This is a genomic window from Sphingomonas metalli, from assembly GCF_014641735.1.
Classification (GTDB): domain Bacteria; phylum Pseudomonadota; class Alphaproteobacteria; order Sphingomonadales; family Sphingomonadaceae; genus Sphingomonas; species Sphingomonas metalli.
The window spans coordinates 802,013-818,191 of the sequence record NZ_BMIH01000003.1; the positions used below are offsets into that span (position 1 = coordinate 802,013).

15 protein-coding genes are annotated in these 16,179 nt (G+C 66.9%); 5 read left to right on the top strand and 10 right to left on the bottom strand.

Going from position 1 to position 16,179, the window contains the following annotated elements:
* Positions 1 to 88: 88 nt before the first annotated feature.
* From rfbC to rfbA, 4 genes are read left to right on the top strand one after another with little or no spacing between them, the layout of a single operon-like run.
* Positions 89 to 655, top strand: coding sequence for a dTDP-4-dehydrorhamnose 3,5-epimerase (rfbC, locus tag IEX18_RS14200; RefSeq protein WP_188659372.1), 567 nt, complete (start codon positions 89 to 91; stop codon positions 653 to 655).
* A gap of 15 nt (positions 656 to 670) precedes the next feature.
* Positions 671 to 1,726: a dTDP-glucose 4,6-dehydratase gene (rfbB, locus tag IEX18_RS14205; RefSeq protein WP_188659373.1), complete on the top strand. Its 1,056-nt coding sequence runs from the start codon at positions 671 to 673 to the stop codon at positions 1,724 to 1,726.
* Positions 1,723 to 2,625: a dTDP-4-dehydrorhamnose reductase gene (gene rfbD, locus IEX18_RS14210; protein WP_229664578.1), complete on the top strand. Its 903-nt coding sequence runs from the start codon at positions 1,723 to 1,725 to the stop codon at positions 2,623 to 2,625. The genes rfbB and rfbD overlap by 4 nt, the downstream gene beginning before the upstream one ends.
* Positions 2,622 to 3,491 carry a glucose-1-phosphate thymidylyltransferase RfbA gene (rfbA, locus tag IEX18_RS14215; RefSeq protein ID WP_188659375.1) on the top strand — a complete coding sequence of 290 codons (870 nt, stop codon included), beginning with the start codon at positions 2,622 to 2,624 and terminating at the stop codon, positions 3,489 to 3,491. The genes rfbD and rfbA overlap by 4 nt, the downstream gene beginning before the upstream one ends.
* Before the next feature lie 460 nt (positions 3,492 to 3,951).
* Here the strand turns inward: rfbA and IEX18_RS14220 are convergent, their stop codons facing one another.
* From IEX18_RS14220 to IEX18_RS14240, 5 genes are all read right to left on the bottom strand, one after another.
* The gene (locus IEX18_RS14220) at positions 3,952 to 4,617 is read right to left on the bottom strand and encodes a hypothetical protein (RefSeq protein ID WP_188659376.1); all 666 of its coding nucleotides are present in this window, start codon (positions 4,615 to 4,617) and stop codon (positions 3,952 to 3,954) included.
* Positions 4,618 to 4,805: 188 nt separating this feature from the next.
* Positions 4,806 to 5,513, bottom strand: a complete 708-nt coding sequence (locus IEX18_RS14225) for a PEPxxWA-CTERM sorting domain-containing protein (protein WP_229664579.1) — start codon at positions 5,511 to 5,513, stop codon at positions 4,806 to 4,808.
* Between the two features lie 233 nt (positions 5,514 to 5,746).
* On the bottom strand, positions 5,747 to 7,219 hold the full coding sequence (locus tag IEX18_RS14230; RefSeq protein ID WP_188659377.1) for an undecaprenyl-phosphate glucose phosphotransferase: 1,473 nt from the start codon (positions 7,217 to 7,219) through the stop codon (positions 5,747 to 5,749).
* 65 nt (positions 7,220 to 7,284) lie between these two features.
* Positions 7,285 to 8,460, bottom strand: a complete 1,176-nt coding sequence (locus tag IEX18_RS14235) for a glycosyltransferase family 2 protein (protein ID WP_188659378.1) — start codon at positions 8,458 to 8,460, stop codon at positions 7,285 to 7,287.
* A 5-nt stretch (positions 8,461 to 8,465) separates the two neighbouring features.
* Complete coding sequence (locus IEX18_RS14240) at positions 8,466 to 9,656, bottom strand: glycosyltransferase (RefSeq protein ID WP_188659379.1); 1,191 nt, start codon at positions 9,654 to 9,656, stop codon at positions 8,466 to 8,468.
* Positions 9,657 to 9,802: 146 nt separating this feature from the next.
* Here IEX18_RS14240 and IEX18_RS14245 point away from each other — a divergent pair, with 146 nt between their 5' ends.
* A complete protein-coding gene (locus tag IEX18_RS14245) occupies positions 9,803 to 10,345 on the top strand; it encodes a serine O-acetyltransferase (protein ID WP_229664580.1) in 543 nt (180 codons plus the stop codon).
* 95 nt (positions 10,346 to 10,440) lie between these two features.
* On the opposite strand, the gene IEX18_RS14250 is transcribed toward IEX18_RS14245, so the two are convergent.
* The 5 genes from IEX18_RS14250 to IEX18_RS14270 are packed head-to-tail and all read right to left on the bottom strand — an operon-like array spanning position 10,441 to position 15,950.
* Positions 10,441 to 10,959, bottom strand: coding sequence for a serine O-acetyltransferase (locus tag IEX18_RS14250; protein ID WP_188659380.1), 519 nt, complete (start codon positions 10,957 to 10,959; stop codon positions 10,441 to 10,443).
* Positions 10,956 to 11,945, bottom strand: coding sequence for a glycosyltransferase family 2 protein (locus IEX18_RS14255; RefSeq protein ID WP_188659381.1), 990 nt, complete (start codon positions 11,943 to 11,945; stop codon positions 10,956 to 10,958). Before IEX18_RS14255 ends, IEX18_RS14250 begins: the two co-directional genes overlap by 4 nt.
* The gene (locus tag IEX18_RS14260; protein WP_229664581.1) at positions 11,942 to 12,985 is read right to left on the bottom strand and encodes a glycosyltransferase family 2 protein; all 1,044 of its coding nucleotides are present in this window, start codon (positions 12,983 to 12,985) and stop codon (positions 11,942 to 11,944) included. Before IEX18_RS14260 ends, IEX18_RS14255 begins: the two co-directional genes overlap by 4 nt.
* A complete protein-coding gene (locus tag IEX18_RS14265; RefSeq protein ID WP_188659382.1) occupies positions 12,982 to 14,394 on the bottom strand; it encodes an SGNH/GDSL hydrolase family protein in 1,413 nt (470 codons plus the stop codon). The genes IEX18_RS14260 and IEX18_RS14265 overlap by 4 nt, the downstream gene beginning before the upstream one ends.
* A gap of 14 nt (positions 14,395 to 14,408) precedes the next feature.
* The gene (locus tag IEX18_RS14270) at positions 14,409 to 15,950 is read right to left on the bottom strand and encodes an O-antigen ligase family protein (protein WP_188659383.1); all 1,542 of its coding nucleotides are present in this window, start codon (positions 15,948 to 15,950) and stop codon (positions 14,409 to 14,411) included.
* Positions 15,951 to 16,179: the final 229 nt, after the last annotated feature.

The following is a 16,179-nucleotide window of genomic DNA, read 5'->3' on the forward strand; positions in this document are numbered from 1 at the left end:
AGCGTTCCAACTTCGGGGTCGCGCCGTCGTAACAATCGTGCTTCATCCACCACTTGTTTAGCAAAGCCGATTAGGGGATGACCCGGCCATGACGATAACGCTGCCTACCCTGATCGAGCCACGCCGCTTCGGCGACGCGCGTGGATGGTTCACCGAGGTGTATAACGAGGCGGCCTTCCACGCCCGCGGGATCACGCAGCGTTTCGTGCAGGACAATCATTCCCTTTCGGTTCCGCGCTACACGCTGCGCGGGCTGCACTTCCAGACGCCGCCCAACGGGCAGGACAAGCTGGTCCGCTGCATCCGGGGGCGCATCTACGACGTCGCCGTCGACGTCCGGCGCGGCTCGCCGACCTATGGCCAGTGGGTCGGCGCAGAGCTGTCGGCGGAGAACGGCCATCAGCTGTTCGTGCCGATCGGCTTTGCCCACGGCTTCCTGACCCTGGAGGACAATTGCGAGGTGACGTACAAGGTGACGTCGCTCTACGCCCCCGAAAGCGATGGCGGCATCCGCTGGGACTCGGCGGGGATCGACTGGCCGATGCCCGCCGACGCTGCGCCGGAATTGAGCCCCAAGGACGAGAAGCTTCCGACGCTGGCCGAATTCGACAGCCCCTTTCCCTATGACGGCCGCCCGCTGGCGCCGCTCGCCTGAAGGATCCACAGTACGATGCGCATTCTCTTGACCGGCGGCGCCGGCTTCATCGGCTCTGCCCTGGTTCGGCACCTAATCCAGAATACCGACCATGAAGTCCTGAACTTCGACAAGCTGACCTATGCGGGCACGCTGACGACGGTCGAGGAAGTGTCGCAGTCCGACCGCTATCGCTTCGTGCAGGGCGACATCTGCGACGCTGCGGCGGTGCGCGCTGCGATCGAGGAATTCCGGCCGCAGATCATCACGCATCTTGCCGCCGAGAGCCATGTCGACCGCTCGATCGACGGGCCCGACGCCTTCATCCAGACCAACATCGTCGGCACCTTCGTGATGCTGAGCGAGGCTCGCCGCTACTGGCAGACGCTGGAGGGCGCGGACAAGGACGCCTTCCGCTTCCACCATATCTCCACCGACGAGGTCTATGGCTCGCTGGGCGAGACGGGTTTCTTCACCGAAGAGACGCCCTACGACCCGCGGTCGCCCTATTCCGCATCGAAAGCGTCGAGCGATCATCTCGTCTCCGCCTGGGGGCACACCTATGGCCTCCCGGTGCTGATCACCAACTGCTCGAACAATTACGGGCCCTATCACTTCCCCGAGAAGCTGATCCCGCTGATGATCGTCAAGGCGCTCGCGGGCGAGACGCTGCCGGTCTATGGCAAGGGCGATCAGGTGCGCGACTGGCTGTTCGTCGAGGACCATGCCCGCGCGCTGCACCGCGTGTTCGAGCAGGGCGCGGTCGGCCGCACCTACAATATCGGCGGCAATAACGAGAAGCAGAACCTGGAGGTGGTGAAGACCGTCTGCGCGATCCTCGACCAGGAGCGCCCGCGTGCCGACGGCAAGAGCTATGCCGAGCAGATCGGCTATGTCGCCGACCGCCCCGGCCACGACAAGCGCTACGCGATCGATGCCAGCCGCATCCGCGACGAGCTGGGCTGGGAACCGCAGGAGACGTTCGAGACCGGCATCGAGAAGACGGTCAAATGGTACCTGGCCCACGAGGCATGGTGGCGCGGGATCGTCGAAGAGCGCGGCGCGGTGCAGCGCCGGGGTCTGGCGGCTTGAAGCCGATTCTCATCACGGGCGGGTCGGGCCAGGTCGGCACCGAGCTCGCCCGTCATCGCTGGCCGGACGGCTGGGAAGCGGTGGCGCTGACCCGCGCCGATCTCGATCTGACCGACGCGGCGGCGATCGCGGCGAAGGTGGCGGAGCGCGACTGGGCGGCGATCATCTCCGCCGGGGCCTATACCGCGGTGGACAAGGCGGAGAGCGACGTGGTGACGGCGTGGCAGGTCAACGCCCTCGCCCCCGCCGCGCTGGCCGCGGCGGCGAAGGACAAGGGCATTCCGATCGTCCATGTCTCGACCGACTATGTCTTTCCGGGCGACCGCGAGGGCGCATGGGAGGTCGACGATCCCGTTGCGCCGCTCGGCGTCTACGGCGCATCGAAGCTGGGCGGCGAGCTGGCCGTGCGCACCTCCGGTGCGCGCCACGCCATCGTCCGCACCGCCTGGGTGGTGAGCGCCCACGGCAACAACTTCGTGAAGACGATGCTGCGCGTCGGTGCGGACCGTCCGACGCTTCGCGTCGTGGCCGACCAGCATGGCAGCCCGACGAGCGCCGCCGACCTCGCAGCCGCGCTGGCGGCGATTGCGGTACGGCTGGCCGAGGATGAGAGCGCGCCGACCGGCACCTATCACTTCTCCAATGCCGGGCCGACCGACTGGCACGGCTTTGCCGAAGAGATCTTCCGCCAGTCCGCGGCGCGCGGCGGCCCCTCCCCCGCGGTCGAGCCGATCACGACGGCCGACTATCCGACGCCGGCACGCCGGCCGGCCAATTCGCTGCTCAGCCACCGCGCGATCGAGCGCGACTACGGCATCCATCCCCAGCCCTGGCAAAGTGCGCTGGGCGACATTCTCGACGAACTGCTGGGCGCACCCCAAAAGGAGAACAAGGCGTGAAGGGCATCATTCTGGCGGGCGGCTCGGGCACCCGCCTCCACCCCGCGACGCTGGCGATCAACAAGCAGCTGCTGCCGGTCTATGACAAGCCGATGATCTATTATCCGCTGTCGGTACTGATGCTGGCGGGGATCCGCGACATCCTGATCATCTCGTCGCCCGAGTTCATCGACAATTACCGGCGGATGTTCGACGACGGCTCCAATTGGGGCCTGTCGATCAGCTATGCCGAGCAGCCCAAGCCCGAGGGGCTGGCCCAGGCCTTCACCATCGGTGCGGATTTCATCGGCGACGACCATGTCGCGCTGGTGCTAGGCGACAACATCTTCTTCGGCGCGCATCTGACCGACCTGCTGGCCAGCGCCGTGGCGCGCACCGAAGGCGCGACGGTGTTCAGCTACCGCGTCGAGGATCCCGAACGCTATGGCGTGGTCGAGCTGGCGAGCGACGGGCGCGCGTTGAGCCTGGAAGAGAAGCCGAGCCAGCCCAAGTCGAATTGCGCAGTGACCGGCCTGTACTTCTACGACAATCGCGTGGTGCAATATGCCCGCGACCTGAAGCCGTCGCCGCGCGGCGAGCTGGAGATCACCGACCTCAATCGCATCTACATGGAAGCGGGCGACCTCTATGTGGAGCAGATGGGGCGTGGCTATGCCTGGCTGGATACCGGCACCCATGATTCGCTGCTCGAGGCATCGGAATTCGTCCGCACGATCCAGCACCGACAGGGGATTCAGGTCGCCTGCCTGGAAGAGATCGCATTCGAGAAGGGCTTCATCTCCGCCGATCAGGCGCGGGCGCGCGGCGAGGCGCTGAAGAAGACCGCCTATGGCCGGGCGATCCTGAACGCGGTCGAGGGGGCGTAACGCCGCCCGTCCGCTTCCTTCGAGTTTCACGACATCGGCGCGATCCGGATCACCTTAGCGGTGGCCGGATCGCGTTCATCGAGCCTTTGACGTGAAGCGCCGCAGCTACGGCAGGATTTCATCCGACGGGAAGCGAAGGCCACCACTGCAAAAGTCCCGGTGACCGACCCCCCTCGTCCACCTCGGCGGAGGCCGGGGCCGAGCTGGGTAACGCTTCGTATCAACTTGCTGCCGTTTCCCACTGAACCCCGGCCTTCGCCGGGGTGGACGGGAAACTTTTGCAGAGGTCTCGCCTGCCTGGGATGATCACCGCTCGAGATCGGCAGGCTGATCGATCGGACGGGAGGTTGGACGAGGTTGCCTCATCCTGACCGCTCGCCCTCAACGAGGTCGACGCACCCGACACTCGATAAGCCTCGATTCCGCACCGCGCGAACGGCGCAAGATGTCACCACCGGCCCTACGGTGTTACGGGATCGTTCGGACATTGACGACGCCGTTCCACTTGATTGTCGCCGTCACGCCGGATCAGGATCGACACTGCGCGGCAACCGCTACTGCCCGACTCGGCCGGACCGACCACGACGAATCCGCGCTCGCCGCCGTCGCTGGTCGCCCATTGCTGCAGACGACCGGTCGTCATCGCCGCGCCGATCGCGGCGCTCATCGAATTGGCGCCCGCTGGTTCCACAGCAGAGTCGAGCTCGCCGACCGTATAGTCGGCAATCTGCGGATCGACGCGGACCGGAAGCGGAGTAACGGGCACCGCTGCGTGGCGAGTCGCACGAACCACGGGTTTGAGCAGCGGCGCTTCGGGCCGGGGAGCGTGCCGCACAGGTGGCAGCGGAACGCTGACGACGTAGCGATAGCCGGCACTCGCCCGGGTCGAATTGATCGCGAGCGCGATCAGCGTCGTGCCGCCTAGCAGGGCCACCATCGCGCCGATGATTGCGGATGGCCGCCAACCGCGTGCCACGACCACCGAATGGCCAAGGTCATGACGAGTCGATGCCTGATATTCGATTCGCGTGAAGGCGAAGTGCCGCGAACCGGCCGTGAACACCCACGACCTTTCGCGTCGGGAGACATCCGCTTTCGGAAGAGGGCCGGTCGGAAGACGGTACATCGGGCAAACTCCTGATCGCCGACTCTAGTCCGGAACCTGCCGAAGGTGCAGCAAAAAACGTCGGAGTAACGAATGCGGCCGCTGCAAACCTCTTGCAGCTTCTTGGCGCAAATCGTTGCTTGAAAACAGAAAAGCGCCGCGACCCGGTTGGGCCGCGGCGCTCCGCTGCGTAACGGTTCAGGCTGGGATCAGCCGAACACGACGCTGGTACGACGACGACGCGCGCGCATCGCCATGCCGACCATGCCGAAGCCGGCCAGCATCAGAGCCCAGGTCGAGGGCTCCGGCACCGCGAAGACGAGGTTGTCGAACTCGGCCGCGTTGTCACGGTTTGAGGTCACCGACAGACCGCCGAACGCCACGTCACCAGCCGAGCGGGTGAAGGTGATGCGATAGGAGGTCGTGCCGTTCGCCGTGCCGGCCGGAACCGCGAAGTTCAGCAGCTGCTGGCCGGTGTAGGTCGCGATCGCAACGCCCGCGGTGTTGAGCACCGAGATCGAGTTGTAGTCGTCGACCGAGCCCAGATAGAGGCTGATGAGATCGTAGCCGCGCGACGCCGCGTTGCTGGTGAAGATCTTCAGCGTGCTGTTGTTCTGGACCGACGCGTAGGACGAGGCGTCGCCCGGAGTCGGCTGCTGCCACTGGCCCTGCGACGAACCGGTGCGGACGCCGAAAGTGCCCGACGAACCGTTGAACGTGAAGCCCGCGCCGGTGATCTTGTTCGCTTCGGTGGTGGTGTTGCCGCTATTGAAGTCGAACGTGGTCGACGCGAGCCCCGGATAGTTCCGCGAGAAATTCGCGAGCGTACCCTGCTCCGCGATTACGGTAACCGCCGAGGCCGGAGCCGCGGCAACGGCGCCGATCGCGGCAGCCATGAACAAAACCTTCTTCATCATGAGGAAACCTCCCTGTTACACCTTCAGACCCGGTCCGCGCCTCATATGGACGCTAGACCCGACAAGCCGCTTGGCGACCGCATTTGGTAAAGCAGCCGTTCATCCAAAAGTAAAGCGGAGCAAGCGGATAGCCGCCCCAAAATAGGGCAGATTCCAAGTCGAGACCAAAATGATTTTATGATTCGTGTCAGAATGACACAGGGATGACAGGCGAATGAAGACCCGCTTTGCGATCAATAGGCCGACTTGGGAAACATCACGGCCGCAACCGTGCGGACCATGATGTAAAGATCGAAGCCGACCGACCAGTGATCGATGTAGAACAGGTCGAATTCTACTCGTTTGAGTAGTTTTTCATCCGTATCGGTCTCACCGCGCCAGCCGTTGACCTGCGCCCAGCCGGTCATGCCGGGCTTGACCCGATGGCGGGCGGCGTAGGTCTGAGTCGCCTCGCTGAACAACACGCCCGCGACGCGGGTCGAGGGTGCATGCGGACGCGGACCGACCAGCGACATATCGCCGATGACCACGTTGAAGAGCTGTGGGATCTCGTCGATGCTGGTGGCGCGGATGATCCGGCCGACCCGGGTCACGCGCGGATCGCCGACCTTCGCCTGTTGGATCTGGTCGTATTCCAGCTTCTCGACGCGCATCGAGCGGAACTTCCAGATGTGAAACCGCTGCTGGTTGAATCCCTCACGCTCCTGCCGGAAGAAGACCGGGCCGGGGCTGTCGAGCTTGATGGCGATCGCCACGATCAGCAGGAAGGGCGCGGCCGCGATCAGGATGAGCGTGCCGAGCACCAGATCCTCCACCCGCTTGATCACCTGGTCCATGCCGTTGATGGGCCGCTCGAACAGCGTCATCAACGGCAGGTCGCCGAGCATCACCATCGATTGCCCCGCCATGGTGAAGGACGAGAGGTCCGGCGCGAGGCGGATCAGCACGGGAAGCATCGAGAGTTGCGCGACTACGCCCTGCAATTCCTCGTCATTGGCGTAGGGCATGGCGATGATCACCTGATCGATCCGCCCGGCGCGAATGTCGGACAGCAGCGCCTGCAACCCGCCGCGCCAGGGATTGCAGCCGCCCTCATCGCCCCGGGCGTAATCGTCGTAGCAGCCGACCAGATCGATGGTGAACAGGCTGTTGCCCGAGATGTAGTTGGCCAGCCGCCGTCCCTGCGCGCTCGACCCCAGGATCGCGACGCGCTGGTTGAAGACGCCACGACGCTTCAGCCCGCGCATCGCTACCGTCGTGACGCCGCGCGCGAGGATCAGCCCGGTCGCGACCGAGGTGAACCAGAAGATCGCCCAGCCGCGCGAGAAACTGTCCGAGGCCTTCATGAAGAAGGCCATGGTTAGCATCACCACGCACGCGCCCACCCAGGCGACCAGCACGCGGGTCCAGCCGACGCGCAGGGTGAAGCGCGCGTCGACATCGTAACAGCCGGTCAATTCGCCCACGAGGGCATAGGCGATCGCACTGAGCCAGGCGACGCGGACATAGTCCTCGACCGGCCGCAGATCGAAGACGTCGAAGGTGATCCAGACGCCGATCAGGCCGACGATCAGCACCGCACCGCCCTCCAGCAGCCGCGACGCGAGACCCGCCAGCTCCATCATGGCCGGGGTACGGTTCGCGCGCCGGTCACGCGCCGGCGCGGCCGTATTGCCGCCATTGCCTGAGTCCACCAACGGGCTCACCTTCCCCCTGTCTCCCTGCTTCAGATCTGTGCCGTTTAGGCACACATGGTTAACAAAGCGCCAATCTAGTCGCGGTCGGTGCGGATCCAGGCCTTCTCCCGGCGCAACAGCGCAGCGAGGGTGAGGCCGATCTTCCATAACATATATCGCGGGACCGCGTGCCACCCATCGAGCAGAAACAGCCGCTTATGTGATGCCAACGCAACGGGCACCGCCAGGACCGCGGCCGCGGTCAGTCCGGCGAGGACCGCCAAGGCCGCTTCGCCAATCCCGGTGAACAGCCAGACCAGCGCGAGCGCCGCCACCGCCAGCGTATCGAGCGCGATCAGCGGGATGAGCGGGGGCGTCAGCAAATGCAGTCCCAACCAGACACAGCCGAAGCGCCCTCGCGCGATACCACGCGCGAGCAGCGCACCCGCACTGTCGGAGGCGACCTGGAAGAATCCGGACTCCCAGCGCCGCCGCTGGACGGCCGTGCCCTTGTCGGAACTGGCCGTCCCGAGCACGACGGCGCGAGGATCGAACAGGGGCGGACGACCGGCGAGCGCCGATTCGACGCCGAGCATCAGATCCTCCGCGACATGGCCGGTCGCCAGCGGCAGACGCGCGAAGATCGGCCAGGGAAAGGCCATGCCGGACCCCGTCAACACCGCCGGCGCGCCGATTCGCGCGGCGCCGAGCTGGCGGACGGCATTCTTCACGTAAAAGGCCGCCGCCGAGAATCGCGCGATGCTGCTCTTCTCGTCGCGCGCATCGATCGTATAGGCGGACTGGACCGGCTGTCCGCTCGCGATGGCGCGGGCGGCGAGGCGGGCGAGCGCGCCGGCTTCGGGCACCGTGTCCGCGTCGACGACGATGACACAGGCGGGCGATGCGACCGAGAGGGTCGCGCGGCCGTGATCGAGCGCGAAACCCTTCCCCCGTCTCGCTGTGTCGAAGCGTTCGACCACCTCCGCGCCCGCCGTACGCGCGATTGCGGCGGTGTCGTCGGTGCAATTGTCGGCGATCACGAGCAGGCGCATGCCCGCCGGCATGCCCGCCCGCATCCGGGCGAGCACCGCGCCGATGCCGCGCGCCTCGTCATGCGCCGGTACGAGCACCACGACCGCGGCGGGATCGAAGGGCGGCAGCGGCGGCCCGTCGCCCCGTGCGGTCACGACGCCGCCCCAGGCCTCGGTCGCGAAGATGCCGGTAGCGACGATCAGCGGCAGCGCCAGCAATAGGCAAAGAAGGTCGGGCATCGCGATCACACCTTCATATAGCCGAGAAGCTGCCGGGCGTTGGCGACGGCATCGTGCGCAGCCTCGACCCGGCGGCGCCCCTCCGCCCCCATGGCGGTGCGACGCTCGGGCGTAACGCCGAGGGCCCGTTCCATCGCCTCGGCAAGGGCCATCGCGTCGCCGGCCGGAACGAGCCAGCCACACTCCTGATCGACCAGCTCCGGGATGCCGGCGACCATGGTCGTGACGACGGGCGTGCCGACCGCGAGCGACTCCATGATGACGACGGGCAGGCCCTCGGCGAAGCTGGGTAGCACCATGGCCCTGGCCGCGCGCAGCTGCGCGGCCACGCCCGCGCCGTCGCGGCTGCCGAGCAACCCGATCTGGTCGGACAGGCCATGCCGCGCCGCCTCGGTCGCCAGCGTCTCGCGCAATGGACCGTCGCCGACCAGCGCGATGCGTGGCTGGAGACCGCGGTCGCGCATATGGAGCAGGGCCTCGATGAGCAACGGCAGACCCTTTTGCGGCGCGAGGCGGGCGACGGCGCAGAAGTCATAGCCGGGCGCAGCCTCGCCGCGGGCGGCGTCGATCGCCGCGATCTCCACGCCACACCGCACCACCTTGATGCGGGACCAGAGCGGAACGTCGACCCAGCGGCACAGCTGACTGCGGCCGTAATGGCTGATCGCCACGACGAAGGCCGAGTCGGCGATCTTGCCGGCAAGGTCGAGCGCGACGGGCGCGTCGAACTCATCGGGGCCATGTACGGTGAAGCTGTACGGGATGTCGGTCAGGATGTGCGCCAGCCGTGCGACGGCCGCCGGGTTGGTGCCGAAATGCGCGTGGAGGTGGCGGGCTCCCGCCTTCTCCATCGCGCGACCGATCCGGCACGCCTCGACCAGATAGGCGACGCGCTGCACCAGGCCGCGCATACCGCCGCCGACCATTGTCCGCGCCGCACGCCAGGCCCGCCAGCCGCGGCCCGGTCGGGCGAGCAGATAGACGGCGGCCTCCAGCACGAGGCCGGGAGCGCCCTGCAGCACCACCTGCGTCCGGTCGCGTTCCGCCCGGTCGGCAGGATCGGGCAGGTCGCCCGGCGCGGCGCGGATCGAGAAGCGCAGCACCGACGTGCCCGCCGCCTCGATCCCGGCGATCTCCCGCCGGACGAAGGTATGGCTGACGGTCGGGTAGCGGTTGACGAGATAGGCGATGGTCATGGATCGTCGCACGGCCCCCAAAGACGTCGCCCGATAGACGATCGCGCCGGCCCAATACCATCGCGCGGGTCAGGTCAATGTCAGCCAGCGCTATGACATCGCGTTCTTAATGGCGGCTTAGCGAAAGACGCGCTAGCGGCGGAAACGTGGAACGGGACCGGGCGATGGACGAAGCGGACGAGGCGATGCGGCTGGCGACCGTGCCCGACTGGTCGCGCGAGACGAAGCGTTTCGGCCAATGGTATCCCTCCCGATCGCTGCTCGCGGCGATCCGGGCCTGGCACGCGGCTCGGGCGCGGCGGGGTCCGCTCGCCTATCTGCGGGAGAGGCTTGCGGTGCAGCGACATCGCTTCTGGTCGATCGTGACCGGGGCGGACATTCCGATCGACAGCGTGATTGGCGGCGGCCTGCTGCTGCCGCACCCGAACGGGATCGTCATCCATCCCGCCGCCCGGATCGGCCCCAACTGCCTGCTTTTCCAGCAGGTGACGATCGGGGCGACGCAACGGGGTGTGCCGACGCTGGGCGGTCATGTCGATGTCGGTGCCGGCGCGAAGATCCTCGGACCGGTGATGATCGGCGACCACGCCAGGATCGGTGCCAACGCCGTGGTGGTGAGCGACGTGCCCGCGGGTGCGACAGCGGTGGGCATCCCGGCGCGGATCGTGGCGATCGACGGCCAGGACTGAGAACCTTCGCAGCACACCGCGACGGCGGGATCGACGCCAGACAGAGTTGCGCCAGTACGTCGGAGACGGCGCGGCGACGATGTCGCGCGGGCGGCTCAGCCCCGCAGTCGCACGGTCGCGGGCACGCCCGTGGCCAAGGCGCCGGCCGGGACGTCGGTCAGAACCACGGCATTGGCACCGATCGCCGCTCCGGTGCCGATCGTCACCCGGCCGAGGATGACCGCACCCGCGCCGACATTCACTCCGTCCTCGAGGATCGGGGCATCGTGGAGTTGATCGAGCCGGCGGATGCCGAGCGTGCAGTTCTGCCGGATGATGCAGTCGTCCCCGATCACGGTCGCACCATGGACGACGATGCCGCCCTGATGCTCGATACGGACCCGCCGCCCGATCGTGCAGGTATAGGGCAGCTCGATGCCATAGACGTTGCGGCAGTGGCGGAAGGCCCAGTTGTAGAACAGGGTCAGCGGTGCGCGCAGCCATTTGGGGCCTACCCCCATCCGCCACACGCCGATGCGGTAGGCGGCAATCGCGCGGAAGCCGGGGCGGGTCCAGTCGCCGTCGTGCACAGCAAGATCCTCGCGGATTTGCGCCCGCAACGCGAGGACGCTCACTGCCCCGCGCCCTTATATTCGATCAGACCCCCGCGCCGGCCGCTCAGCCGCCGCCAGTGGAAGCGCGCGGCGCCCTTGGCCTGGGCGAACTTGCCGGCGACGAGAAAAAAGCCGAGCGCCCAGGCGAAACGCGGCGGCAGGTTGCGAGCACGCCGCATGCGTTGCGCGATTCGCGCGATCTGGGCCGGATAGAGGGCGAGCACGAGCAGGGTCGCCCAGACCCCGAGTATCGCGCCCGCAACTAGCGCCACGAGCGGCAATGCTGCTGCCCACACGGCGATGCTCTTCACCTCCCGCCGCCAGTGCGGATCACCCTTCGCGCCGTGCCGCCAGGCCAGTTCGGCGAAGGCGTGGCCGCTACGCTCGGTGCGCCGCCACCATTGGCCGATGCGGGTCATGGCCGCGTCGTGGCGGGTCATCTCGGCATCGATGCGACGGATGCGCCAGCCCGCCTCGCGCAGGCGCTGGCACAGGTCCGGTTCCTCGCCGGCGATGAGATCGGGATTGTAGCCCCCTGCCGCGTCGAGCGCGGTGCGGCGGAACAACGCGTCGCCGCCGCACGACATGGCGATGCCGACCGGCACGTTCCATTCGTCGTCGCACATGCGGTTGTAGACGCTGGCATCCGGGAAGCGTTCGCGCCGGCGACCGAAAACGACCGCGAGATCGGGCTCAGCGCGCAACGCCGCCACCGCGGCGGCGATCCAGTCCGGGTCGAGCTCGCAATCGCCGTCGACGACCTGAACGAAGTCCGCCTCCTCGGCTCCGATCGCCGCCAGCCCGGCATTGCGCGCGAGCGCCGCGGTGAACCGCGTACCGGGCGGCAGCGTGACCACCTCGACCCCCATGGCCTGCGCGAAGGCGACGCTGCCATCGGTGGAGCCCGAATCGACATAGACTCGACGCGCCTCGGTCGGAAGCGAGCGAAGGCAGGTCTTGAGCCGCTCGCCCTCGTTGCGGCCGATGGCGATCACCGCGATGCTCATGCCTGCTGCTCCGCCCAGGCCGGGGGCCGATCCAGAGGACCGTCCCAGCGGCCGATGGCGTCTTGCCGGTCGAAATCGACCGCACCGATCCCATTGCGTTTCAGATCGGCGAACTCGCCCGGCGCATGCGCGCTCATGCGGCCGAAGCCGGCGAACTCGCGCAGCCGCCAGATCGCGAAGCCGGCCATCCAGGCCAGCGCCGAGCGCCGCGCCGCGCCGACGCCATAGGCGCGCGCGAAGAAACGGCGGCGGGAGCGAAACCAATAGTCGGGCAGCCGCCGCTGCGCGCTGACGCCGTCCTTCACCCCGGTGGCGGCGCCACCGACATGGCGCACCCGGCTGGCCGGCACGAAGCGGGCGCGCCAGCCATGGCGGTGGAAGCGGTGCATCAGCTCGACCTCTTCGAAATAGAGGAAGAAGCCCTCGTCGAAGAGGCCGCACTCGCGCAGAGCCTCGGCCCGCATCAGGACGCTGGCGCCGGTGACCCAGTCCGCGGTCGTCTCCGCCTCGGCATCGACGACGAGCGGCGGGGTGCGCGTCAGGCGTTCGAGCGCGGGCGTGTTGGCGCCGCGCAGGAACTCGCGCCGAATCGTCGGAAAGCGAAAGGCCGATCCGAGCAGGCGGCCATCGGGCGCGATCAGCCGGCTGCCGGCGGCGGCCGCCTTCGGATCGGCCTGCAGCGCCTCGACCAAGCGGACGAGCGCGCCCGGCTCGATCTCGGCATCCGGGTTGACGAGGTAGACGAATTCGGGCGCATCGGTTTGGGCGAGTGCGCGGCGGATCGCCTGGTTGTTCGCCCAGCCGAACCCGCCATTGAGCGCCAGCGGCACGAAACGGACCCATGCTGCCCATGGCGACGCGGCGAGCGCCTCCCCCAACCGTTCGGCCGATCCGTCGCCCGAACCGCCATCGACGACGATCGCATCCAGGCCCGGCAGCGCATCACGCTCCCGGGCGAGAGCCGCAAGGCAGCCGAGCGTCAGGTCGGGCGTACGGTAGTTGACGATGATCGCGGTGATGCGGCTCGCGGCAAGTGTCACGCGGCAGCCTCCTTCAACGGTGGCCGATAGACGCGAATCTCGCGAATATGCGCTCGCGCCTCAGGTGTCAGGCGCAGCACGATCCTGTGGGGACCATTGGTCATGCCGGTCGCGACGACGTGGCGCGTCTGGATCCGGCGCCCTTGGAGATCGACGACAGGCTGGTCGCGACAGACGAAGCGCCGTTCCCACTGAACTTGGAACCCGATCGAAAGCGCCACGCCGTGCGCCTCATAGGCCATGGGAATTACCCAGTCCTTGGCGGCGATGCGGATTGCGCCGGAGGGCGAGGTGAAATCCTGTTCGAGTCTGCCGGTACCGTCGGGACCACCCCGCGCGGATGACAGGGCGAAGGTGCCCGTCTTGCCGTCGGGCCCGATCGCGGTGATCCGCGCCGTCCAGCGATCGGCGCGATGAACTCCGTCCGCAGTGTCGACCTGCTTCACCATCGGCCATTCGGGCACACCCGGCACGCTGGTGGTGCGGCTATTCTGCCAGCATCCGTTCGCTGCTGTGGGCGAATGCCCGTCGACAAGCGCCTGAACGCCGCCGTCAAGCGGAGCGTCCGCGATCAGTTCAACCCGATTGCCGACAATCGCGAGCGGCCTTCCATCGGCATCGCCCACCCGATAGGATCGGACGAGCGTCGAACGCTCGCCCCGATAGGCGAAGACCTGCCGCTGCATATAGGTTACCCATAGCTTGGCCATCAGCCGCCAGCCCAAGGCATTGGGGTGCAGGCCATCGGCAAGCAGATCGTTGGGAACGAGATCGTGGCGGCGCAGATAGGCGTTCCAGATCGGACGACGATCCTCGAGGGCCAGACCGTAGCGCCGGGCATAGCCGGGTATCACGACGCTCGACATATGCTGTTCCCAGACATTCTGGCGAAACCAGACATGCCCGTGGCATCCTGGAGGGGGGCTCCAGGCAAGATGCAGCCCCTCGTCACAGACCGGCTCGACGGGTGTCGTGACATGATCGGTCTGGACGACGATCTCGGCGGCCGTGCGCGCGCGCATGGTGCGGATGATCCGCTCATAGGCGCGATGATTGCCATAGACGTGGAAGACGATGAGATCGGGATAGAATTCGGTCACATCGCGCGCGACGGTCCGCTCCAGCAGATCGGCCGCAAAGCCGCCGATCGCCCGGTTCTCGACCACCAGATCGGTGTTCGGGAACCGGCGCTGCAGTTCCGCGGCCGCCATGTCGGTCCAGGCGCGCGTACTGATCGACTGGCCGTAGAAGAGGATGCGCAGCACCCTGGGCTGCGCCGGATCGCGACCGCTCAGAATGCCGAGAGTCCGGCGCAGACCGCTGTCGCTCGCCGGCACCTCCGGCGCATATGAGGGCGCGCAGCCGGCAAGGAGCCCGCAGATGAGGGAGGCCGCGATAAGCCGGGTCATGCCGCCGTGTCCGCTCAGGCGCCGGGGACGGGCATGGCGGCCGAGGCCTGGGTATCGACAGTGGCTGCCGCCCGCTGCCTCGGCATGGCCTGCCTGCTATAGACGAAGTTGAGGATCGCAGAGGCGAATCCGATCTCGATGGCCACGAAGATCGTGGTGCGCCCCGTCATGGAGGTCACTGCGATCATGCTCATGATCCCGAGCAGGGTACCAAAGACAAGGCCCGCGGTCGGATCCTGACCTCGACGGAAAGCGAGGCGCAAGAACGGCGTGGACCGCGCCTTCAGCAGGGCACCGCAGGGAGTCAGGAAGATCAGCACGAAGATGACGAAGCCGATCACGCCCGATGTCAGGCCGATGAAGAGGTAGGTGTTCACGAAGTCGACGATGCCTTCACCCTGTGTCATGTCGCGCAGCGCCGCGCGGACAACGTCCGGCGGCCGGCCGATCACCGGATGGGCGCGGATCTCCTCCAGGCCGCGCGTCAGCAGGTTCGATCGATATTCGACCGTTCCCTGTCCCTCGGCATTGAGACCGGCGGTGGATGCGATGCGGCTGTCGAGCTTGCCCGCCGTGACGATTGCCAGTCCGGCGATCGCCCCGATCGCGACCTTCTTCGAAAGAGACGCCCAGCGGCCGTCATAGATTTCGCGTCCGACGATACCGACGATCACCCCCAGCCACGCGCCGCGCGATTGCGGGGCGAGAATGCCCAGGCACAAGACGCCCAGAAATCCGAGATACAGCGTGGAGGAACGGAAGAGATTGCGTGACAGGATCGCCGCGATCATGCCAATCGCGAGACAATAGCCGAATGAGGTCGGTTCAGTGAAGGGCCCGGGCGATCGAAGAAGACCGGCGCGGACCTTCACGTTCGCGTCGCCGCCGAGATAGATCCCGTAATGATCCGCCACGATGCGGTAGAGCGGCCACATATGGAGCGCTTCGTAGATGGCCAGCGTCGACAATGCCGCCATCCCCGCTACCAGGCCATAGATCGCGAAACGGAAGTCTTGGGCGCTGCGCACGGCCCGGCTGACGAGCAAATAGGGCAGCAGGATCGTCGAGGTAAGATCGAGCAGCACCCGCAACAGATTGGTTGCGGTGGTCGATCGCGCGTTAATGAAGGCGAGCAGCAGAAGGAAGGCGTAGATCGGCACGTCATTGGCGACAGAGCGCTGCGGCCGGCCGCCGGGATGCATCATCAGCGCCGCCATGCCGCCCAATGCCAGCGAGATCGAAGCGTCATAGGCCATCAAATAGGTGGAGCCTGTCGAGATCACCTTGCTCGGCAGCGGCAGTGTGACCAGCAGGAAGAGATAGGTCGGCGCGATCTGGTCGCGCTTTTGGCAGCCCACGACCATCGCAATGGCGACGATCGAATTATAGATGAGGACCGTCGGGCTAACGAATGCCGCCAGCTGGGTGATTGCCATGAGCGGCAGAAAATTCTTGCCGATACCCGTATTCAACCTGCGGTCCACGCAGTAGCGGAACCCGAGCAGGCCAATGACGAGGAAGACAATGGCGTACAACCAAGCTTTGACTTCAAACACTTGGTCTTCCCCGCATCAACATTCGAGCAGCTGAACGCCGACCGGACGACCGGCTAGGCCGACCGTCCGCCTTGCGACATGACGATCGGCCCATGCCATCAAAACTGGCGTTTCACCAGTCCGCTCGCAGGAGCGCTTACCGTCCGAATTCGAGGGCGGCGCGGCGCTTGGGGGTTTCGGCGAGGGGCTGTCCGGCATATTCGCGCAGGCCCCAGGCGCCCCAGCCGCT

Bases quoted from the DNA above. Each gene is read 5' to 3' on its own strand.
- rfbC (WP_188659372.1), top strand. From the start codon at position 89: ATGACGATAACGCTGCCTACCCTGATCGAGCCACGCCGCTTCGGCGAC.
- rfbB (WP_188659373.1), top strand. From the start codon at position 671: ATGCGCATTCTCTTGACCGGCGGCGCCGGCTTCATCGGCTCTGCCCTG.
- IEX18_RS14220 (WP_188659376.1), bottom strand. From the start codon at position 4,617: ATGTACCGTCTTCCGACCGGCCCTCTTCCGAAAGCGGATGTCTCCCGA.
- IEX18_RS14225 (WP_229664579.1), bottom strand. From the start codon at position 5,513: ATGATGAAGAAGGTTTTGTTCATGGCTGCCGCGATCGGCGCCGTTGCC.
- IEX18_RS14235 (WP_188659378.1), bottom strand. From the start codon at position 8,460: ATGCCCGACCTTCTTTGCCTATTGCTGGCGCTGCCGCTGATCGTCGCT.
- IEX18_RS14240 (WP_188659379.1), bottom strand. From the start codon at position 9,656: ATGACCATCGCCTATCTCGTCAACCGCTACCCGACCGTCAGCCATACC.
- IEX18_RS14255 (WP_188659381.1), bottom strand. From the start codon at position 11,945: ATGAGCATCGCGGTGATCGCCATCGGCCGCAACGAGGGCGAGCGGCTC.
- IEX18_RS14265 (WP_188659382.1), bottom strand. From the start codon at position 14,394: ATGACCCGGCTTATCGCGGCCTCCCTCATCTGCGGGCTCCTTGCCGGC.